Raw genomic sequence first — 20,588 nt, forward strand, 5'->3', positions numbered from 1 at the left:
CTCCACCTGAGAGCGCCATCCCGCCGTCCTCTGGTGAGGACGGCGGGATGGCGCTCTCAGGTGGAGGCGACGGGGTGGCGTCCCCGGCCGTGACCGCCGGGTGCCAGCCGTGCCGGTCGAGGGCGCGCACCAGGGCCGTGACCATGCGCGGGTCGAACTGGGCGCCCGCGCAGCGCTCCAGTTCCCGCAGCGCCGTGCGGACCGGCCGGGCCCTGCGGTAGGACCGGGTGGACGTCATCGCGTCGAACGCGTCGGCGACGGCCACCACCCGTGCGCACTCCGGGATCTGGCCGCCCCTCAGCCCGTAGGGATAGCCGCTCCCGTCCAGCCGTTCGTGGTGGTGCAGGATCGCCGCGCGTGCCTCGCCGAGGAAGGAGATCCCGCGCACCATCTCGTGCCCGTACTCGGGGTGCAGCTCGATCACCCGCCGCTCCTCCGGCGTCAGCGGGCCGTCCTTGCGCAGCAACCGGGTGGGCACGCCCAGCTTGCCCACGTCGTGCAGGATGCCGGCGAAGCGCAGCACCTCGACGCGTTCGTCGTCCATGCCGAGTTCGCGCGCGATCATCATGGAGGCCTGTCCGACCCGCTCGCTGTGTCCGCGCGTGTAGCCGTCCTTGATGTCGACCGCCTGCACCAGCGCCCGGATCGTCGCCTGGTGGGCGGCCCGCTCCCGGTGGTACTGCGCGTACACCCACCAGGAGACGCACATCGGCAGCAGCACGAGGAGGGCGGCCACCGGCCCGTAGGGGCTGCGCCAGAGCACGGCCATCATCAGGCCGGCGAGTCCGTGGACCGCGATCGGCGCCAGGGAGCGGGCGAACAGCCCCCGCCAGGCGCGACGCGCGGACACGAACGGGGGCATGGGCACGGGCGCGCTTCCCGGCCGGCTCGACGGCGCGGGCGGCGCCCCCGCCGCCAGCACGAGGATCCCGCCGTCCAGAGCGGTCAGCACCGCACAGAACGCCACCACCGCGGCACCGGCCGGGACGAGGGCGTAGGGGAAGTCGGAGTCGGCGACGGCGCCCCGGCCGCCCAGCGCGCCGTGCGCCCGGGCGGACGCCCACACGGCGAGCGCGAGCTGGGCCGCCCTCCAGATGCGGCGCAGCGCCTCGGGCCGGTGCCCGACCGGGGTCAGCAGGGCACCGGGCAGCGGGACGAGCGCGGCGGCGGCCGGCGGCAGCAGGAAGGCCGCTGCCAGCAGCACCGGGTAGAAGGGGCCGGCGAGGCTCCGCCGGGCCAGTTGCTTGCAGCAGGCGTACAGGGCGGCCAGCAGGGCGACGGCCCACCAGGACGCGTGCGTCACCGCGGCAGGCGGCAGCACCGGCGTCGACAGCGGCACCGGCAGCAGACAGGCCACGGCTCCGAGGGCGACACAGGCGACGTACACACGGGCCAGTGGTGGCACCGCCTCCATGCCGCCCCTCCCCCCGTCGCGCCGGTCATGCCTGCCCACGGCTGGGAGACTAGGGCGCGCAGGGGGACGTCCGTGGGCCGATAACCCGCGGATTAGCACGTATGGGTGACGAGGCCTGCGTCGCGGGTGCGGCGGTCAGGACTCCTGAGAGGTCACCGGTGTCTCGGTCACATCACGCTCGGAGACGGTCTGACCGGAGCGGAGCAGCTCGAGCCGCCCCATGACCTTGGCGCGCAGGTCGGCGGGTACGTCGTCATGCCCGCAGCACCGCTTGACCAGCTTCTTCACGGCCTGCTCCAGGCCGTACTTCTCGAGGCACGGCGAGCACTCCTCGAAGTGGTGCTCGAACTTGGTGCGATCGACTTCCGGCATCTCACTGTCGAGGAACTCGTACAGGTGGTCGAGTACCTCACTGCAGTCCGTCTCGTGCGGCTCTCCGCAGCTCATGAGCCCGAGCCTTTCGCTTCGTTCGACTCTCCGGCGCCGGCCGGGACCAGCCCGCGATCGCGGGCGTAGTCCTCGAGCATGCCGCGCAGTTGACGGCGGCCCCGGTGCAGCCGGGACATCACCGTACCGATGGGTGTCCCCATGATGTCCGCGATCTCCTTGTACGCAAAGCCCTCTACGTCCGCGAGATACACGGCGATGCGGAATTCCTCGGGGATGGCCTGGAGCGCTTCCTTCACGTCCGAGTCGGGCAGGTGGTCGAGCGCCTGCGACTCCGCGGAGCGCAGACCCGTCGACATGTGCGACTCGGCGCGCGCGAGCTGCCAGTCCTCGATCTCCTCCGCGGCGGAGCGCTGCGGCTCACGCTGCTTCTTGCGGTAGGAGTTGATGAAGGTGTTGGTCAGGATCCGGTACAGCCACGCCTTGAGGTTGGTGCCCTCACGGAACTGGTGGAAGGACGCGTAGGCCTTCGCGTACGTCTCCTGCACCAGGTCCTCGGCGTCGGCCGGGTTGCGCGTCATGCGCAGCGCGGCCGAGTACATCTGGTCGAGGAATTCGAGCGCGTCCCGCTCGAAGCGCGCACTGCGCTGGGCGGTCGACTCAGCGGACGCACTCACGCCCGTGCCCTGGCCCTCGGGCAGCTCCGCCTGGCCGTTGTCGGTCCCTGCGTCGGTACCGGGAACCGGACCCACCTCCTCAAGCGATGGCGCGGGGCCCAGACCAGCCCCACTCGATTCGGAGGATAGACGACGACCCGTGCCTCCCGCCGCTCGAATAGGAGCGGTCTTGGCCGCGTGCAGCACCGACCAGTCCAGGTCAGCACGGCCACGGCTCGGGCAGATGGTCGAACCCATGCGGCGGACTTCCTCTCCTACGACGTCGGTGCCGAGGCCTCAGCACTTCTGTCCGCCTCAACAGTGGTCCGCCACCCGGCATTCCCGGGGGTCACCCGAGTGACGCGATCCACTCCACGACACCGTCGGTGACGATCCCCAGCGCCCGCTCCTGGCTGATCTCCGCACGTTTCGGCACGGCGAACCCGTGATCTCCGTACGGCACCTCGACCAGCTCGTAAGAGCCCTCGGGAAACTCCTCCGGCTTCCCGAACGGATCGTTCCCGCCCTGCACGACCAGCGTCGGCACCCCGGCGCCGAGCAGCTCGTCGGCACGCGACTTCTCCGGCTTGCCCGGCGGGTGCAGCGGGAAGCTCAGCGCGAGCACGGCGTGCGCGCCGAGCTCGCCGGCGGTGCGGCAGGCGACCCGGGCCCCGGCGCTGCGGCCGCCGGAGACGACCGGCAGCCCCTGCCCGGCGAGCGCGGGCCACACGCCCCGCCAGCCGACGTCCAGGGTCTTCGGCGCGGGCGCGACCTTCTTCCCGGCGACCCGCCAGGGCTGCTCGACGAGGGCCACGCTCACCCCGTGGGCGGGCAGCACCTCCGCGAGGGCCCGCAGATCCCGCGCCTCGATGCCGCCCCCGGCGCCATGGCCGACGGCGAGGACGAGCGTGGGCTTCTTCGCCCTGTGCCAGGTGATGCGGGCGTCCCCGGCATCCGTGACGACCCTCTCCCGGGCGCCGACCGTCTCCGTAGTCATGTCAGAAGAGTGTGCCCTCTTCCGGCGCCGGCAGCTCCTTGAGCAGCTCCGGTCCGTTGTTGCGGACGTTGCTGACGGCGGTGGACACCGGGTAGGCGCGCATCAAGCCGGCCGGCGGCGGGACGAGGAGGCCGCGCAGGCCGTCCACGTCCGTGCGGGCCGGGTCCAGCCAGGCGTCCCAGCGGTCGGGCGTGAGCATCAGCGGCATCCGGGGATGGATGTCGGCCAGGGAGTGCGGGCCCTCGGCAGGGGCCACCGCCAGCGGCGTCCGCTCCGCCTCCGTGGTGATCACCGAGCAGGTCGCCCACCAGGCCTGCGGGTGGTCGTCGGGCAGCGTGCGGTCCCGCCAGAACTCGTACAGCCCCGCCATCGCGAACACCGATCCGTCCGCCGGGGTGACGAAGTACGGCTGCTTGCGCGGCCGCTTCCGCCGCCCCTCGACCTCCAGCTCCCGCTCCTGGGTGCCGGTGACCCACTCGTAGTAGCCGTCTGCGGGCACGATGCAGCGCCGGACGGCGAAGGCGCGCCGGTACGACGGCTTCTCGTGCACGGTCTCCGCCCGCGCGTTGATCATCCGGGCGCCGCCCTCGGGGGACTTCGCCCAGGACGGCACGAGGCCCCACTTCAGCTTCCGCAGCTGACGAACCGGACGCTCGTCCTCGGCGTCCTTCAAGGGACGGTCCAGGACGACATGGACCTCCTTGGTCGGAGCCACGTTGTAGTCGGGGTCAAGGGTCTCTTCCGGCTCCCACTTCTCGATCTCGAAGATTCCTGCGAGATCCTCGGGGCCGCGACTCGCTGCATACCGTCCGCACATACGTGCCACACTGCCAGGCCCGACCGTCACCCGACCACCACCCCTCGGCGCCGCGCGCCGACGCCTTCTGAACCAAGCCCAGGGAGCCACTCGGAAACATGGACAGCCTCGCCGCCATCGCGCTGCCCGACCTCTGGGACCGACTCACCGGCACCCAGCCCGACCCCGGCCTGTGGGTGGTGATCGCCACCGCGGTCGCCGCGCTCGCCGTCGTCGTCCCGCACACCCTCTGGCGCGTCTCGCGCAACGCCATCACCATCGCCCACGAGGGCGGCCACGGCCTGGTGGCGCTGCTCTCCGGCCGCACGCTGACCGGCATACGACTGCACTCCGACACCAGCGGCCTGACCGTGAGCCGGGGCAAGCCGTACGGCGCCGGCATGATCCTCACCGCCGCCGCCGGCTACACCGCTCCCCCGCTGCTCGGCCTCGGCGGCGCGGCCCTGCTCGCCGCCGGGCGCATCACGCTGCTGCTGTGGGCGGCCACGGCGCTGCTGGTGGCGATGCTGGTGATGATCCGCAACGCGTACGGGGCCCTGACCGTGATACTGACCGGCGGCACGTTCCTGCTGGTGTCGTGGCTGACCGGGGCCCAGGTGCAGGCCGCGTTCGCCTACGCGGTGGTGTGGTTCCTGCTGCTCGGCGGGGTGCGGCCGGCCTTCGAGCTGCAGGCCAAGCGGTCCCGCGGGGGCGCGGGGGACTCGGATGCGGACCAGCTGTCCCGGCTGACGCACGTACCGGCGGGCCTGTGGCTGTTCCTGTTCCACGCGGTGTCGCTGTGCTCGCTGATGGGCGGGGGCCGCTGGCTCCTGGGCATGTGACGCGCCCCTCCGGGCCACGCCTGGGGGCCCGGCGCGGGGTGGGCCCGCGGGCGCGACCGGCGCCGGCGCCGACCCGAACGACGGCCCGTCCAACCGCCTCCTTATAGAGTGGGTCCATGGCCCCGAACCCCGCACACACCGCCCTCTGGCCCGCCCCGCACGCGAGCGGAGCCGTCGACGCCACGGTCCACGTGCCCGGGTCCAAGTCGGTCACCAACCGCGCGCTGGTGCTCGCCGCCCTCGCCTCCGAGCCGGGCTGGCTGCGCCGCCCGCTGCGCTCCCGCGACACACTGCTGATGGCCGGCGCCCTGCGGGCGATGGGCGTGGGCATCGAGGAGACGGTGTCCTCCGCCTCCGGTGCGGGCGCCTCCGGCGAGGCCTGGCGGGTGATCCCCGCGGGTCTGCGCGGCCCGGCCACGGTCGACGTCGGCAACGCCGGCACGGTGATGCGCTTCCTGCCGCCGGTCGCCGCCCTGGCCGACGGCCCGATCCGGTTCGACGGCGACCCGCGTTCGTACGAGCGTCCGCTGAACGGCGTGATCGACGCGCTGCGCATGCTCGGCGCCCGCATCGACGACGACGGCCGTGGCGCACTGCCGATGACCGTGCACGGCGGCGGTGCCCTGGACGGCGGCTCCGTCGAGATCGACGCCTCCTCCTCGTCGCAGTTCGTCAGCGCCCTGCTGCTGTCCGGCCCGCGCTTCAACCAGGGCGTCGAGGTCAGGCACGTCGGCTCGACGCTGCCGTCGATGCCGCACATCCGGATGACGGTCGACATGCTGCGCGCGGTCGGCGCCCAGGTGGACACCCCGGAGTCGGGTGGCGAGCCGAACGTGTGGCGGGTCACGCCTGGTGCGCTGCTCGGCCGGGACCTGACCGTGGAGCCGGACCTGTCCAACGCCCAGCCGTTCCTGGCGGCGGCGCTGGTGACCGGCGGCAAGGTGGTCGTCCCGGACTGGCCGGAGCGAACCACCCAACCGGGTGACCGGCTGCGGGAGATCTTCACCGAGATGGGTGGTTCCTGCGAGCTGACCGACTACGGCCTGGTCTTCACCGGCTCCGGGTCGATCCACGGCATCGACGTGGACCTGAGCGAGGTCGGCGAGCTGACCCCGGGCATCGCCGCGGTCGCCGCGCTCGCGGACTCCCCCTCGACCCTGCGCGGCGTGGCCCATCTGCGGCTGCACGAGACCGACCGGCTGGCCGCGCTGACCAAGGAGATCAACGAGCTCGGCGGCGATGTGACCGAGACCGCCGACGGCCTGCACATCCGGCCGCGCCGGCTGCACAGCGGGATCTTCCACACCTACGAGGACCACCGCATGGCGACGGCCGGTGCGATCATCGGCCTGGTGGTCGAGGAAGTGCAGATCGAGAACGTGGCTACGACGGCGAAGACCCTTCCGGACTTCCCCGAGCTGTGGGCCGGAATGCTCGGGGCGTAGGGGCTCGGGGAACACGTCATGCGCCGCTACGGCAAGCACACCGACGAGGACGACATCCGCACCCGGCCCAACCGCCGGGGCAACCGGCCTCGTACGAACATCCGCCCGAAGCACGAGGACGCCGCCGAGGGCATGGTGCTCACCGTCGACCGCGGTCGGCTGACCTGCCTGGTCGACGGCCGTGCGATCGTCGCGATGAAGGCCCGCGAACTGGGCCGCAAGGCCGCCGTCGTGGGCGACCGGGTAGCCCTGGTCGGTGACCTGTCCGGCATGAAGGACACGCTCGCGCGCATCGTCCGCATCGAGGAGCGCACCTCGGTGCTGCGCCGCACGGCGGACGACGACGACCCCTACGAGCGGGTGGTCGTGGCCAACGCCGACCAGCTGGCCATCGTCACCGCGCTCGCCGACCCCGAACCGCGCCCGCGCCTGATCGACCGCTGCCTGGTGGCGGCGTACGACGGTGGCCTGGACCCGCTGCTGGTCATGACCAAGTCGGACCTGGCTCCGCCGGACAAGCTCCTGGAGCTGTACGGCGCGCTGGACATCCCCCATGTCGTCACCAGCCGGGAGGAACTGGAGAGCGGCGACGCGGCTGACCTGGTGCGCGAGCATCTCGACGGGAAGGTCACGGCGTTCGTGGGGCACTCCGGCGTCGGCAAGACGACGCTGGTCAACGCGCTGGTGCCGGAGGACCGGCGACGGCTGACGGGTCAGGTGAACGCGGTGACCGGCCGGGGCCGGCACACCACCACCTCGGCGCTCGCGCTGCCGCTGGCGGACTCGGGGGGCTGGGTCGTCGACACTCCAGGCGTACGGTCCTTCGGGCTCGCCCACATCGATCCGTCCCGGGTCATCCACGCCTTCCCCGACCTGGAACCCGGCACGGAGGGCTGCCCGCGCGCGTGCAGTCACGACGAGCCGGACTGCGCGCTGGACGCCTGGGTCACGGAGGGTCACGCGGACCCGGCCCGGCTGTACTCGCTGCGCCGCCTGCTCTCCACCCGGGAGCGCAAGGAGGGCGACTGACCCGCGCGGTGACCTTGGCGTTGTTTGTGACCCCCGGGGTCCGGCAAGTGCATAATCGCAGCGAGCCGGAGCGGTCACGGCGCGAGGACCTACGGGAGGACGGCACATGGCGTGGCTGCTGGTCATCGTCGCAGGACTGCTCGAGACCGGCTTCGCGGTGTGCCTGAAGCTGTCGCACGGCTTCACCAGGCTCTGGCCGACCATCGCCTTCTGCTGCTTCGCCCTCGGCAGCTTCGGCCTGCTCACCCTGTCCCTGCGCAAGCTCGACGTCGGCCCCGCCTACGCCGTGTGGACGGGCATCGGCGCGGCGGGCACCGCGATCTACGGCATGGTCTTCCTCGGCGACCTGGTGTCCACGCTGAAGATCGTGTCGATCAGCCTCGTCATCATCGGGGTGATCGGGCTGCAGTTGTCGGGCTCGACCCACTGATCACGGCACCGCCGTGGCAGCCTCCAAGCCGACCCGCGGCCGTCGCGACCTGCTGACCGCCGTCCCGGGCCTCCTGCCCAACTCGGCACGATCCCGGGCCTGCTGACCGCCGCGCCACTGTCCCGGCCTGCTGCTGATCACCCCACGCCCGCGGCGGGCTCCTCGGCTGCGGGGCCTCGGCCGCGGCTTCCCGACCACCTCGGCCGTCTCAGCAGCTTCCCGACCGGCACGCCCCTGCGGCAGCGGCCCAACCGGCGTTCCACAGCAGCGCCTTCCCGGCTGCCTCGCCCCCTCGGTGACTTCCCGGGCCTGCCGACCGCCGCGCCACTGTCCCGGCCTGCTGCTGATCACCCCACGCCCGCGGCGGGCTCCTCGGCTGCGGGGCCTCGGCCGCGGCTTCCCGACCACCTCGGCCGTCTCAGCAGCTTCCCGACCGGCACGCCCCTGCGGCAGCGGCCCAACCGGCGTTCCACAGCAGCGCCTTCCCGGCTGCCTCGCCCCCTCGGTGACTTCCCGGCCACCCCCGCAGCCGCTTCCCGACCGGCGCGTCCCCGCAGCGGGCTTTCCCCCCAGCGCGCCCCAGCAGCGGGCTTTCCCTCCGCCCGCCGTGCGCTCAGGCGAGCTGGTGCCGGCGCAGCACCTCGCGCACCAGATCGGCGACGCCTCCCTCGCCCGGCGGGGCCGCCACGCAGGACAGCGCGAGGCGGATCACCAGCTCGCAGGTGCCCGCCAGGTCGCCGCCGTCCGCCGCGGGCGTGCCCGGGACGGCCAGCGCGGTCACGGCACGGTCGCGGACGTGCCCCAGCAAGTCGCCCGGCGACGGCAGCGGTCCGTCCGCCCTCCGCTGCGCCGGAACGGGGGAGGCAGAGGGCACCGCCGACAGCGTCGGCCAGGGCAGCCGCTCGCTCCAGCAGCCCGTGAGCATGGCCTTCACCAGCGCGTTCCGGCGAGCGGCCGTCACGGTCCACTCGGCGGCGGCGGTGAGCCGCTCACGCGGATCGGCGTGGGTGGCCAGGGCGCGGTCCACTCCGGCGAGATAGCCGTCCGCCTCTCTCCTGACGAGCGCACGCGCGAGACCGTCCTTGCTGCCGAACTCGTTGTACAGCGTCTGCCGGGAGACTCCGGCCGCCGCGGCCACGTCCACCATCCGTACCGCGGACCACGGGCGGCGCGCCAGCGCCGTGTAGGCGGCGTCCAGCAGGGATTCCCGCGCTGCAGGCATCATCGCCTCCCGGGGGCGAGCGGCTCTGCGCACAGATTTGACGCGCTCGGCAGCACTGTCAAGGGTGTCCGGGGGCATGTGCGCCCTTTTGGGCGACGCCCCGCTGTTCCAGCCCTGTCGTCCCCGCCCCGTGTAGCCCGGCATCACCCCGGACAGATACCGTTCCCTACATGCCGGACTACCTTGACGACCTGCGCCTGGGCCACGTTCTCGCGGACGCCGCCGACGCCGCCACCATGGAACGCTTCAAGGCACTCGACCTGAAGGTCGAGACGAAGCCGGACATGACCCCGGTCAGCGAAGCGGACAAGGCGGCGGAGGAACTGATCCGCGGCCAGCTGCAGCGTGCCCGCCCGCGCGACGCGATCCTCGGTGAGGAGTACGGCGTCGAGGGCACCGGCCCCCGCCGCTGGGTCATCGACCCGATCGACGGCACCAAGAACTACGTGCGCGGCGTTCCCGTCTGGGCCACGCTGATCTCCCTGATGGAGGCCGGTGAGGGCGGCTACCAGCCTGTCGTCGGCGTCGTCTCCGCGCCCGCGCTCGGCCGCCGCTGGTGGGCCGCCAAGGGCCACGGCGCCTTCACCGGCCGCAGCCTGTCGCAGGCGTCGCGGCTCCAGGTCTCCCGCGTGGCGAAGCTGGCCGATGCCTCCTTCGCGTACTCCTCGCTCAGCGGCTGGGAGGAGCAGGGACGTCTCGACGGCTTCCTGGATCTGACCCGTCAGGTCTGGCGCACCCGGGCCTACGGCGACTTCTGGCCCTACATGATGGTCGCCGAGGGCTCGGTGGACTTCTGCGCCGAACCCGAGCTGTCGCTGTGGGACATGGCCGCGAACGCGATCGTCGTCACTGAGGCGGGGGGCACGTTCACCGGCCTGGACGGCCGGCCCGGTCCGCACAGCGGCAACGCCGTCGCGTCCAACGGACTGCTGCACGACGAGATGCTGGGGTATCTCAACCGGCGCCGGTGAGGAAAGGGGGACGCCTGCGCACGCCCCCAACCAGCCGCACGCGCCCTCTTGTTGACCCCTGCTTTACCTGCAACTCTGAGAGTCCCCCCACTTGTGAACTTGTGAATCCATGCACGAAGTGGATTCCTCGAGGAGGTGGCTCCATCCCATGCTCGTCCGCGACGCCATGAGCACGGTGGTCCTCACCATCGGCCCCACCCACACCCTCCGACAGGCCGCCGCCCTGATGTCCGCCCGCCGGGTCGGCGCGGCCGTCGTGCACGACCCCGACGCCGGCGGCATCGGCATCCTCACCGAACGGGACATCCTCAACTCCGTCGGCGTGGGCCAGAACCCGGACACCGAACCCGTCCACGCCCACACCACCACGGACGTCGTGTTCGCCACCCCGTCCTGGACCCTGGAGGAGGCGGCCGGCGCCATGTCGCACGGTGGCTTCCGCCACCTCATCGTCCTCGACCGCGGCGAACCGGCGGGCCTCGTCTCGGTCCGCGACATCATCCGCTGCTGGGCGGCGGCCCCGCCCCGACGGCACGCCGAACAGCTGTCCGCCTGAGCACACGACGACGGACCGGGTCCGCGTGAAGAACAGCGGACCGGGTCCGTGGGAACGACGGCGGGCCGGGCTCCCGAGGGAGCCCGGCCCGCCGGCCACGACAAGCGGTCCAGTCGCTGGAGGATCAGCCGCCCGGCCGCAGGGCTCAGCCCCGCAGGGCCTGGACCGCGGCCTCCAGCCGCTTGCCGAAGTCACCGTCCGCGCGGCGGAAGTTGTCGATCGCGCGATCGGCGATGTCCTCGCGCGAGACCTGCGAGATGGCACCCGCCAGGTTGCCGATCAGGCGGTCCTTCTCCTCGTCCGTCATCAGGCGGTAGAGGTTGCCCGCCTGGACGAAGTCGTCGTCCTCGGCATGCAGCGGCGCCCGGTGGTCGCCGGTGACACCGGAGACCGGGATCGGCTGCCACAGCGGCCGGTCCGTCTGGAACGGGCCGCCGAAGCTGTTCGGCTCGTAGTTCTTCGCGCCCTTGTGGCGACCGTCGTAGAGGTAGCCGTCCCGGGAGTTGGTGCGCGCCTCGGTGGCGTGCGGGCGGTTCACCGGCAGGTGGTCGGCGTTGATGCCGACGCGGTAGCGGTGGGCGTCGCCGTAGGCGAAGAGGCGGCCCTGGAGCATCTTGTCCGGGGACGGGCCGATGCCGGGCACGAAGTGCGCCGGGGAGAAGATCGACTGCTCGACCTCGGCGAAGACGTTCTCCGGGTTGCGGTTGAGCTCCAGCTTGCCGATCTCGACCAGCGGGTAGTCGGCGTGCGGCCACACCTTGGTCAGGTCGAAGGGGTTGAAGCGGTAGGTCGCCGCCTCGGCCGCGGGCATGATCTGGACGTAGACGGTCCACGACGGGTACTCGCCGCGCTCGATCGCCTCGCGCAGGTCGCGCTGGTGGGAGTCGGGGTCCTCACCGGCGAGCCTGTTGGCCTCCTCCTGCGTGAGGCACTTGATGCCCTGGTCGGTCTTGAAGTGGTACTTGACCCAGAAGACCTCGCCGGCCTCGTTGTTCCACTGGTAGGTGTGCGAGCCGAAGCCGTCCATGTGGCGGTACGACGCCGGGATGCCGCGGTCGCCGAACAGCCAGGTCACCTGGTGCGTGGACTCCGGGGACAGGCTCCAGAAGTCCCAGACGTTGTCCGGCTCCGTCGAGCCCGTGTACGGGTCGCGCTTCTGGGTGTGGATGAAGTCGGGGAACTTGATGGCGTCCCGGATGAAGAACACCGGGGTGTTGTTGCCGACGAGGTCGTAGTTGCCCTCCTCGGTGTAGAACTTCAGCGAGAAGCCACGCGGGTCGCGGACGGCGTCCGCGGCGCCCAGGTTGCCCGCCACGGTCGAGAAGCGCAGGAAGGTCTCCGTCTCCTTGCCGACCTCGGAGAGGAACTCGGCGCGGGTGTACTGCGTGACATCGGCGGTGACCGTGAAGGTGCCGTAGGCACCGGCGCCACGGGCGTGCACCACACGCTCCGGAATGCGCTCACGGTTGAAGTGGGCGAGCTTCTCCAGCAGCAGTTGGTCCTGGACGAGAACCGGGCCGCCGACGCCCGCGGTCTCGCTGTTCTGGTTGTCGGCCACCGGAGCACCGGCCTCCGTAGTGAGCGGTCGCTGGGTCACGTCGCCTCCCGGCAATTTCGTCTGATCCTGTCGCTTGGCCAAAGCCAGCCTCGATCCTACAATGGACAATGTCTAAGTCAAGTTGAGCTCCAAAGTCACACTTGTTCGGAATCTATTCCTCTTGCTGTTAAGCTGGTGCCTATGAGCGACCTTCTGGAACGGCTGCGTGGACGCGGATGGCGGATGACCGCGCAGCGACGCGTCGTGGCCGAGGTCCTGGACGGCGAGCACGTCCACCTCACGGCCGACGAGGTCCATGCGCGGGCCGTGGCCAAGCTGCCCGAGATCTCCCGCGCCACCGTCTACAACACCCTGGGCGAGCTGGTCACCCTCGGTGAGGTGATCGAGGTCAGCACCGACAAGCGCGCCAAGCGGTACGACCCGAACGCCCACCGGCCGCACCAGCACCTGGTCTGCGCCGGCTGCGGGGCGATCCGCGACGTCCATCCCGGCGGCAATCCGCTGGCCGACCTTCCGGACTCGGAGCGCTTCGGCTTCATGGTCTCGGACGTCGAGGTGACGTACCGCGGGCTGTGCCCGAGCTGCGCGGCGACCTGACGAACGCGTGACCTGACGAACGCGTGAAAGCCCCGGCACAGGAGTGCCGGGGCTTCTTCGTGCGTACGGGCGGACGGGTCGCGCTCACCGCGGGAAGCGGAGGGCACCCACTGCCAGACAAGAGGCACACCGCCGGGGCGGCCCCGCGGGCGGGCTCGGGGAAGACAGGCCGGAATGGCACCGAGGGCACGGCCAAAACACCGAGGGCCGGAACCCTGATCGGATTCCGGCCCTCGGCCTTCAGTAGCGGGGACAGGATTTGAACCTGCGACCTCTGGGTTATGAGCCCAGCGAGCTACCGAGCTGCTCCACCCCGCGTCGGTGAATAGAACACTACGTGACCGGCGGGGAAAGAAGCAAATCGCTTTCGGGGAGCGTCGCGCACGTCACGCCGACAGCTCCTGCCGCAGCGCGTCCCTGAGCCGTGCCGCCCGCTCCGTCACCCCTGCCGGCCCGAGCGCCACCGCCCGGTCGGCCCACCGCTGCCCCTCCGCGAGCTCCCCACGACGGGCATGGACGAGGGCGAGCCGCAGCGCCGCCCGCCCGTGGCCCGCGTCGGCGGCCCGGGCCCACCACACGACGGCCTCCGGCTCGCTCCCCTCCCGGGCGAGCAGCAGTCCCAGGTTGAACGCGCCGTTGCGGGAGCCGGCCTCCGCCGCCACCCGGTACCAGCGCGCCGCCTCGACCACGTCCCCCCGGGCCGCGGCCATCATGCCCACCCGCACCTGCGCGCGCCGGTGGCCCTGGGTGGCCGCCCGCTCGTACCACTCCTCGCACTCGGTCTTCTCGTGGATCGCCGACTCCCCGAGCTCGTGCGCCGGCGCCGGCGGCCGCCGCGCGTCGAGCAGGGTCGCCAGCCGGTAGGCGGCCTCCGGGCTCCCTCCACCGGCCGCGCAGCGCAGGTGCCGCTCGGCCTGCTGCTCGTCCCCCGCGCGCAGCCGGGCGATCCCCACCTGCAACGCCGCCTCCGTGTGCCCGGCGGCCGCCGCCCGCTCGTACCACCGCAGGGCCTCGGGCTCCAGGCCCCGCCCGGCGAAGAGGATCCCCAGGTTGAACGCGGCGTCCACGCTCCCGGACTCTGCGGCCCGGGAGAACCACGGCTCGGCCCCGCTCGTGTCCCCGCTCTGGAGCAGCAGGACGGCCAGCGCGTTGGCCGCCTCCCGGTGTCCGGCGTAGGCGGCACGCCGGTACCACTGCTCGGCCTGCGCGGTCCGCCCCTGCTCGGCGCAGAGCAGCCCGAGGTTGTAGGCGCCGTTCACGTCGCCCGCGTCCATGGCCGCCCGGTACCAGCGCTCGGCGGTCTGCGTCTCGCCGCGCTCGGCGTGCAGCGCGCCCAGCGCGTTCGCCGCGTTGCCGTCCCCGTCCTGGGCGGCCCGCAGCCACCACACGGCCGCGCTCTCGGTGTCTCCGGCGTCGCGCAGCAGGAATCCGAGGGCGCAGGCCGCCCGCGCCTCGCCGTCCTTGGCGGACGTCAGGTACCAGCGGCCCGCCTCCTTGAGCGCGCCGCGCTTCTCCAGGATCGCGCCGAGGTGCAGCGCGGCACGCCGGTGCCCGCGCGCGGCGGCCTGCCGGTACCACTGCTCGGCCTCCGCCAGGGCGTCGGCCCCGTCGCAGCCCGCGCTGTCGGCGCCGATGCCGGTGGAGCCGGTCCCGCGTGAGCGCGCACCACGGGCGCCGACACCGTTGTCCACGGCGGGCTCGCTCGTCGCCCGCCGGTCCAGTGCCCGGGCCAGCCGGTACGCCGCCTCCCGGTGGCCGTGCTCGGCGGCGACCCGCATCCAGCGCTCGGCCCCGGAGTCCGCGCGGTGCTCCAGGAGGTCGGCGAGCGCGTAGGCGCCCAGCACGTGGCCCTGCTCGGCGGACTGGCGCAGCCAGTACTCGGCGGCGGGCTCGTCGCCGCGCTCGCGGTGGTGCCGGCCGAGCGCGTGCGCGGCCGCGGCGGAGCCGGCGACGGCGGCGATCCGCCACCAGCCCGCGGCTTCGTCGGCGTATCCCCGCTGGTGGAGGAGGACTCCCAGATTGTTCGCGGCGGCGCGGTCACCGGCCGAGGTGGCGGCGCGCAGATGGGGTTCGGCTCCGTCGAGGTCGCCGCGTCGCAGCAGCATGGCTCCGAGGACGCTCATCGCCTCGACGTCGCCGGCCTCGGCGGCGAGCCGACGGCGCGCCAGCTCGGCGACCTCCTCGGCGGCCTCAACGGTCTCGTCCGCGGTCGCGGCTCCGATCCCCTCGGGCTCCTCGGTCCCGGGATCGGAAGTCTGCACAAATCGCCCTGTCTCGAACAGAGTTACCTTGTCCCCCATAACGTCCATCGTCGCACCACCCGCAACCCGGGTACACCTGGTATACCGCAGCCAGTGAGGTCACTTCAGCGTTTTGTCGACATGCCCACAGAGAGACAAGTCAAACACAGATCGCCCAACTCCCCACGGCGGCACGGCGGTCCACCATGTCGGCACATCCGTTCGCACACCACCGCCCGACGCGCGCACCACGAAGGCCCGGATCCGTTCCGGGACCCGGGCCTTCGACTCGGCGGGAGCGGTCAGCTTCCTGTCTTGCCGCTACCGCCGCCCTTCGCGTCGCCGGCGGCGCCGTTCTTGGCGCTGCCGCCCTGCTTCTCCGCCTGGGCCTGTGCGTCCTCGGCCCGCTTGAGCGCGTCCTGCAGCTCCTTCTGCGCCTTCCCGTACGCCTGCCAGTCGGCCGGCCGCTTGTTCAGCGCGGCCTGGCCCTCGTCGAAGGCCTTCTGCGCGTCCTTCAGCGCCTGCTGGACGGTCGGGTTGCTCGAACTCGGCGGGTTCGTGGTGCCGGTGTCGGGCGGGGGTGCCGAACTCGGCTTCCCGAAGACCTTGTCGAGGGCTTCGTCGAGCGTGTCCTCGAACGCGGTGGCACCGCCGTAGGTCACCAGGACCTTGCGCATCAGCGGGTACTTGAGCTGACCGCCGCGTACGTAGACCGGCTCCACGTAGAGCAGTCCTCCGTCCAGTGGGATGGTCAGCAGATTGCCGTACTCGATCTCCGAGTCACCGCCCCTGATGAGCTTCACGAACTCGGCGATGTTCTGCTGGGAGTTGGAGTTGAACTGGCTCTGCACCTGTTTCGGGCCGCCGACCGTCGTGCTGGTCGGCAGCTTCAGGATTCTGATCTTGCCGTAATCGGGTGTGCCCGCCTGGGAATCGACCGCCATGAAGGCGCTCAGGTTGGGCCGGCCGTCCGGCGTGAACGTCGTCGTCAGCGAGAACGCCTGGGAGTTCTGGTCGGGCATCTTCATGGTCAGGTAGTACGGCGGCACCGGGTCGCCCGACTTGTTCGTCGGGTCGTCCGGCACCTGCCACACCTCGCTGCCGCTGAGGAAGGTCTGCGCGTCCTGCACGTGGTAGCGGGTGAGCAGCTCCCGCTGGACCTTGAACAGGTCCTGCGGGTACCTCAGATGGGACATCAGGTCCGAGGAGATGTCCGACTTCGGCTTCACCGTGCCCGGGAACGCCTTCATCCAGGTCTTCAGCACCGGGTCCTCGGTGTCCCACTGGTACAGCCTGACCTCGCCGCTGTAGGCGTCGACGGTCGCCTTCACCGAGTTGCGGATGTAGTTGACCTGGTTCTGCTGGGCCACCACCGCGCGCGAGTTGTTGGTCGCGGTCAGCGAGTCCGCCGTGGTGTCACCGAGAGTGGTGCGGGAGGCGTACGGGTAGCCGTTCGTGGTCGTGTAGGCGTCCACGATCCACTGGATACGGCCGTCCACCACCGCCGGGTAGGCGTCGCCGTCGATGGTCAGCCACGGAGCCACCGCCTCGACGCGCTCCTTCGGCGTGCGGTTGTACAGGATCCGCGAGCCGTCGCCGATCGCGCCGGAGTAGAGGATCTGCGGCTCGCCGAACGCCAGCGCGTACGCGGCCCGGTTGATCGGGCTGGACAGGCTCACGCCGCTCTTGCCCTGGTAGCTGGTGGTCTTCTCACCGTTGTTGTCGGAGTAGTCGATCTCCTTCTGGGGACCGCCGACGATCGAGTACGTCGTGGTCTTCTCGCCGTAGTAGACCCGCTGTTCGTACGTCCCGAGGTCGCCGGAGGACGGCAGGTTCTTCTCGGTGAAGACGGGCTCGCCGTTGTCGGCCTCGGTTCCCTTGGCCGCGACGACGCCGTAGCCGTGGGTGTAGCGGAAGTGGCTGTTGATCCAGTTCTGCTCGACGCCGGAGAGGCTCAGCTCACGCAGTCCGACGACCGTGTCCTGGACCTTGCCGTCCTTGGTGGGATAGCGGTCGACGTCCAGATTGTTCGGGAACGCGTAGAAGCCCTTGATCTGCTGAATCTGCTGGAACGTGGGCGAGACGATGTTCGGGTCGAGTATGCGGATGCTCGCCGTCTTGTCGACGTCGTCGCGCAGCGTCGACTTGTCCTTGGTCTTGCTCGTGCCTTCGTACCCGCTGACCTTGGTGTCGTCGATGCCGTACGCCTCGCGCGTCGCCTCGATGTTCTTGGCGACGTACGGGGCCTCCTTGGCCTGCTCGTTCGGCTGGACCTGGAACTTCTGGACGATCGCCGGGTACAGGCCGCCGATGAGGATCGCCGAGAGCACCATCAGGCCGAAGCCGATGACCGGCAGCTGCCAGGTGCGCCGCCACAGCGTGGCGAAGAACAGCAGCGCGCAGATCACCGCGATGCAGAACAGGATCGTCTTGGCCGGCAGATAGGCGTTGGCGTCGACGTACCGCAGACCGGTCCAGTTGCCGGTGGCCTTGAAGTCGCTCGACTTGACCGCGAGCCCGTACCGGTCGAGCCAGTACGCGACCGCCTTCAGTGCCACGAAGACGCCGAGCAGCACCGACAGGTGCCCGGTCGCCGCGGCGGTCGCCCGCGCGCCGGGGCTGGTGACCCGCAGCCCGCCGTACAGGTAGTGGGTGAGCGCCGCCGCGATCAGGGACAGGATCGTGGCCGCGAAGCCGAAGCCCAGCAGGAACCGGTACCAGGGCAGGTCGAAGGCGTAGAAGGCCACGTCGAGGTGGAACTGCGGGTCCGTCTTGTGGAACGGGACGCCGTTGACCCACAGCAGCCAGGTCCGCCACTGGCCGGCGGCGGAGGCACCCGCGATCAGGCCGACCAGGGCGGTGATGCCGCACAGCAGCCACCTCTTGTACGGCGCGATCCCCATCCGGTAGCGGTCGAGGTTCTGCTGCTCCATCGACATGGCGCTCAGCGGGGGCCGCAGCCGGTGCGCGAGCCAGATGTTGAAACCGACGGCCGCCGCCATCAGCAGTCCGAAGACGAAGAACAGCCCGATCTTGGTCCACAGGGTGGTGGTGAACACGGACGAGTAGTGCACCGACCGGTACCACAGCCAGTCCGTCCAGAAGCCCGCGAACATCGTGAACGCCATACCGAGGACGGCCAGGACGCCCAGTGTCATCAGCAGGGCACGGGCCCGCCGGGACGGACGGCCGACTCTGATCCGCGGCCCGGACGGGCCTCCGCCGCGGTCCGGCATCTGGAAAGCCAAGGTGCGCACCTCGAAGTTCGCTGTTGGTTCGCTGTCGTTGCGTCTGGCCCCCGTGTCCGCGGACCGTACGGTGCGCCCACGGTCGTGGGCGCACACCTATGCAACTTACTCACGGTTTAGCCGGTTCCCGATTCCGGCCGGGAACGAGGCAGGATTGTGACCATGTCCAACACTCCCATGGCAGCGAGCCCGCTCACTCGGGCCGTACTCGAGATCGACGAGTACGCCTCCGGCCTCGGCTGGGACCAGCCCGCTCGCCTCTTCGCCCTCGTAGACACCGCGCGGCTGCGGGTCCAGGAACCCGTTCTCGCGGCCCAGCTCGGCCTGGAGGACGAGCAGCAGACCTCCGGTCTCACCCCGATCGAGCAGGACGAGATTCCGTCGGACCAGCCGCTCGACGAGTTCCTCGCCACGATCGCCTGGCCCGACGCGGTGGCCGGCTGCGCGCTGACCGTGGAGCGTCTGATGCTGCCGCCGTCCGCCGAGGCCCAGGTCCCGCAGGGGCTGGACGAGGCGAAGCTGGCCCGGTGGGTGGCCGACCACCCCGAGCGCCAGGAGGTCCGGATGACGGTGGCGGTCCTGCGCGACGGCGCCCGCGAGTCGGCCCTGCGGCTGCGCGAGAAGGACTCCGCCACGGAGGTGCTCACGGGCGCCGGCCTCGTGCCGGGGCTGGCGGAGGCGCTGGCTGCGACGTTCGAGGACTGACGTCCGCCCGACGTTCGAGGGCTGAGACCCGCCGTCCGGTTGCAGGGCTTCTGTGCCGGTTTGCCGGCATGCGGCCTTTGTCGGTACGTGGCCGGGGCGTCCTTGTTTCCGGGGGCGCCCCTCCTGCCGGGACCTCCGTTGCCGGGGCGCCCGCCGTCAGCCCTTGGTCGTGCACTTCGGCAGGTCGGCGGTCTGCCCGGAGCGGATGTCCTTCAGGGCGGCGAGTGCGTCGCCGATGGTGTTGACCTTGACCAGGGTGAGCCCCGAGGGGGTGTCCTGGGCGGCGGCCGCGCAGTTGTCGGCGGGGGTCAGGAAGTACTGGGCGCCCATGTCACGCGCGCCGACCGTCTTCATCTCGACGCCGCCGATCGGGCCGACCTTGCCGTCGTCGTCGATCGTCCCGGTGCCGGCCACGAACTTCCTGCCGGTCAGGCTGCCCGGGGTGAGCTTGTCGTAGATGCCGAGGGCGAACATCAGACCGGCGCTGGGGCCGCCGACGTCGGCGAGCTTGATGTCGATCGTGAACGGGAACGTGTGATCGGTTCCGGCGGAGATTCCGACGATGGCACGCTTGGCGCCGACGTCGTGGGACTCCGCCGTGGTGATCGTGACCGTCTTGGTGGCGGTCGCCGTCCTGTTCTGCTTCTCCGCGGCGGCCTGGTCCTTGGCGGGCACGATGGTGAAGACGACGTCCTGGCCGGGCTTGTGCTTGGTGACCAGCTTCGCGACGTCGGAGGGCTGCTTGACCGCGGTGCCGTCCACGGCCTTGATCACGTCACCGGCGTGCAGTCTGCCCTGGGCCGGGGTGCCCTTGACGACCGTGGAGACGATCACCCAGGACCGCACCGGAATGCCGAGCTCCTTCAGGGCCGCCACCTTGGCGCTCTCCTGGGACTGGCTGAACTCCTCGGCGTTCTCCTGGGTCGACTGCTCCTCCGTCTTGCCGTCGGGATAGAGCGTGTCGTGCGGCACGACCTTGTCGTCGTGTGCGAGCCAGCCGTAGACGGCCTCGACGAGGTTCATCCGGTAGTCGGCGCTGGTGACCCGGACGGTGGTCATGTTGAGGTGGCCGTCCGTCGGGTAGGTCTTGCGCCCGGAGATCTGCAGCACCGGCTCGCCGTCGTGCTCGTCCAGCGTGTTGACCGTCGGTCCCGGGGACATCTCCGCGTAGGGCACGGGGAGGAAGACCCCCGCGCACAGGAGCGCGATCAGCATCAGGGTGGAGGCGAGCATCGTCGCGGTGCGGCGTGGCATGAGTCGACAGTACGTGACGTACCTGTCGGAGCACCGTCAGGGCCGTCGTACGCGGGCCTGCTCAGGTGCCGGAGGTGGACCTCTCCATGGCCTCGCGGAAACGGGCGTACCCGTCCAGTTCGGGACCGTCGCTGCGCACCTTGCGGGTGCGGTTCACCCAGCCCCCCCACAGTCCGGCGGCTATCCCGGCCACCAGCGGAATCAGCAACCAGGCGAGCGCCGCCATGCCGACCTCCCACAA

19 protein-coding genes and 1 tRNA gene are annotated in these 20,588 nt (G+C 71.3%); 8 read left to right on the forward strand and 12 right to left on the reverse strand.

What is annotated here, in order from left to right; translation table 11 throughout:
* From BZY54_RS16740 to BZY54_RS16760, 5 genes are all read right to left on the reverse strand, one after another.
* A partial coding sequence (locus BZY54_RS16740; RefSeq protein ID WP_107419736.1) for an HD-GYP domain-containing protein occupies window positions 1-1,414 on the reverse strand: 1,414 nt, incomplete at its 3' end.
* A 135-nt stretch (window positions 1,415-1,549) separates the two neighbouring features.
* Complete coding sequence (gene rsrA / locus BZY54_RS16745) at window positions 1,550-1,861, reverse strand: mycothiol system anti-sigma-R factor (RefSeq protein WP_086725993.1); 312 nt, start codon at window positions 1,859-1,861, stop codon at window positions 1,550-1,552.
* Window positions 1,858-2,553 (reverse strand): RNA polymerase sigma factor SigR, encoded by a 696-nt coding sequence (gene sigR, locus BZY54_RS16750; RefSeq protein WP_208640677.1) that lies wholly within the window; start codon window positions 2,551-2,553, stop codon window positions 1,858-1,860. Before sigR ends, rsrA begins: the two co-directional genes overlap by 4 nt.
* Before the next feature lie 253 nt (window positions 2,554-2,806).
* Window positions 2,807-3,454 (reverse strand): alpha/beta hydrolase family protein, encoded by a 648-nt coding sequence (locus tag BZY54_RS16755; protein WP_086725995.1) that lies wholly within the window; start codon window positions 3,452-3,454, stop codon window positions 2,807-2,809.
* Between the two features lies 1 nt (window position 3,455).
* On the reverse strand, window positions 3,456-4,271 hold the full coding sequence (locus tag BZY54_RS16760; RefSeq protein WP_086725996.1) for an SOS response-associated peptidase: 816 nt from the start codon (window positions 4,269-4,271) through the stop codon (window positions 3,456-3,458).
* Between the two features lie 98 nt (window positions 4,272-4,369).
* Here BZY54_RS16760 and BZY54_RS16765 point away from each other — a divergent pair, with 98 nt between their 5' ends.
* The 4 genes from BZY54_RS16765 to BZY54_RS16780 all read left to right on the forward strand — a co-directional run bounded on the left by BZY54_RS16765 (window position 4,370) and on the right by BZY54_RS16780 (window position 7,996).
* Complete coding sequence (locus BZY54_RS16765) at window positions 4,370-5,092, forward strand: M50 family metallopeptidase (protein WP_086725997.1); 723 nt, start codon at window positions 4,370-4,372, stop codon at window positions 5,090-5,092.
* 116 nt (window positions 5,093-5,208) lie between these two features.
* On the forward strand, window positions 5,209-6,537 hold the full coding sequence (gene aroA, locus BZY54_RS16770) for a 3-phosphoshikimate 1-carboxyvinyltransferase (RefSeq protein ID WP_086725998.1): 1,329 nt from the start codon (window positions 5,209-5,211) through the stop codon (window positions 6,535-6,537).
* Between the two features lie 18 nt (window positions 6,538-6,555).
* The gene (gene rsgA / locus BZY54_RS16775; RefSeq protein ID WP_086725999.1) at window positions 6,556-7,566 is read left to right on the forward strand and encodes a ribosome small subunit-dependent GTPase A; all 1,011 of its coding nucleotides are present in this window, start codon (window positions 6,556-6,558) and stop codon (window positions 7,564-7,566) included.
* Between the two features lie 106 nt (window positions 7,567-7,672).
* On the forward strand, window positions 7,673-7,996 hold the full coding sequence (locus tag BZY54_RS16780) for a DMT family transporter (RefSeq protein ID WP_086726000.1): 324 nt from the start codon (window positions 7,673-7,675) through the stop codon (window positions 7,994-7,996).
* A 613-nt stretch (window positions 7,997-8,609) separates the two neighbouring features.
* On the opposite strand, the gene BZY54_RS16785 is transcribed toward BZY54_RS16780, so the two are convergent.
* Window positions 8,610-9,221, reverse strand: coding sequence for a TetR/AcrR family transcriptional regulator (locus BZY54_RS16785; RefSeq protein ID WP_086726001.1), 612 nt, complete (start codon window positions 9,219-9,221; stop codon window positions 8,610-8,612).
* A gap of 167 nt (window positions 9,222-9,388) precedes the next feature.
* Here BZY54_RS16785 and hisN point away from each other — a divergent pair, with 167 nt between their 5' ends.
* Together hisN and BZY54_RS16795 are read left to right on the forward strand one after the other, a co-directional pair.
* Window positions 9,389-10,189, forward strand: a complete 801-nt coding sequence (gene hisN, locus BZY54_RS16790) for a histidinol-phosphatase (RefSeq protein ID WP_086726002.1) — start codon at window positions 9,389-9,391, stop codon at window positions 10,187-10,189.
* Window positions 10,190-10,337: 148 nt separating this feature from the next.
* Window positions 10,338-10,745: a CBS domain-containing protein gene (locus BZY54_RS16795; RefSeq protein WP_086726003.1), complete on the forward strand. Its 408-nt coding sequence runs from the start codon at window positions 10,338-10,340 to the stop codon at window positions 10,743-10,745.
* 145 nt (window positions 10,746-10,890) lie between these two features.
* Here BZY54_RS16795 and BZY54_RS16800 read toward each other — a convergent pair whose 3' ends face one another.
* Window positions 10,891-12,342, reverse strand: coding sequence for a catalase (locus BZY54_RS16800; RefSeq protein WP_086726004.1), 1,452 nt, complete (start codon window positions 12,340-12,342; stop codon window positions 10,891-10,893).
* Between the two features lie 141 nt (window positions 12,343-12,483).
* Here BZY54_RS16800 and BZY54_RS16805 point away from each other — a divergent pair, with 141 nt between their 5' ends.
* Window positions 12,484-12,900 carry a Fur family transcriptional regulator gene (locus BZY54_RS16805; RefSeq protein ID WP_086726005.1) on the forward strand — a complete coding sequence of 139 codons (417 nt, stop codon included), beginning with the start codon at window positions 12,484-12,486 and terminating at the stop codon, window positions 12,898-12,900.
* A 244-nt stretch (window positions 12,901-13,144) separates the two neighbouring features.
* Here BZY54_RS16805 and BZY54_RS16810 read toward each other — a convergent pair.
* The 3 genes from BZY54_RS16810 to BZY54_RS16820 all read right to left on the reverse strand — a co-directional run bounded on the left by BZY54_RS16810 (window position 13,145) and on the right by BZY54_RS16820 (window position 18,376).
* Window positions 13,145-13,218: transfer RNA gene (locus tag BZY54_RS16810), tRNA-Met, on the reverse strand.
* Between the two features lie 68 nt (window positions 13,219-13,286).
* On the reverse strand, window positions 13,287-15,209 hold the full coding sequence (locus BZY54_RS16815; protein ID WP_086726006.1) for a tetratricopeptide repeat protein: 1,923 nt from the start codon (window positions 15,207-15,209) through the stop codon (window positions 13,287-13,289).
* A gap of 233 nt (window positions 15,210-15,442) precedes the next feature.
* Entirely contained in the window at window positions 15,443-18,376 is a 2,934-nt protein-coding gene (locus tag BZY54_RS16820) for a UPF0182 family membrane protein (RefSeq protein ID WP_086726014.1), read from the reverse strand.
* 174 nt (window positions 18,377-18,550) lie between these two features.
* Here BZY54_RS16820 and BZY54_RS16825 point away from each other — a divergent pair, with 174 nt between their 5' ends.
* Window positions 18,551-19,093 carry a PPA1309 family protein gene (locus BZY54_RS16825; protein WP_086726007.1) on the forward strand — a complete coding sequence of 181 codons (543 nt, stop codon included), beginning with the start codon at window positions 18,551-18,553 and terminating at the stop codon, window positions 19,091-19,093.
* A gap of 156 nt (window positions 19,094-19,249) precedes the next feature.
* On the opposite strand, the gene BZY54_RS16830 is transcribed toward BZY54_RS16825, so the two are convergent.
* Window positions 19,250-20,347 (reverse strand): YlbL family protein, encoded by a 1,098-nt coding sequence (locus BZY54_RS16830; RefSeq protein ID WP_086726008.1) that lies wholly within the window; start codon window positions 20,345-20,347, stop codon window positions 19,250-19,252.
* Between the two features lie 61 nt (window positions 20,348-20,408).
* The gene (locus BZY54_RS51660; protein ID WP_167414006.1) at window positions 20,409-20,573 is read right to left on the reverse strand and encodes a hypothetical protein; all 165 of its coding nucleotides are present in this window, start codon (window positions 20,571-20,573) and stop codon (window positions 20,409-20,411) included.
* Window positions 20,574-20,588 lie beyond the last annotated feature (15 nt).

The organism is Streptomyces carpinensis (genome assembly GCF_002154505.1).
Classification (GTDB): domain Bacteria; phylum Actinomycetota; class Actinomycetes; order Streptomycetales; family Streptomycetaceae; genus Streptomyces; species Streptomyces carpinensis.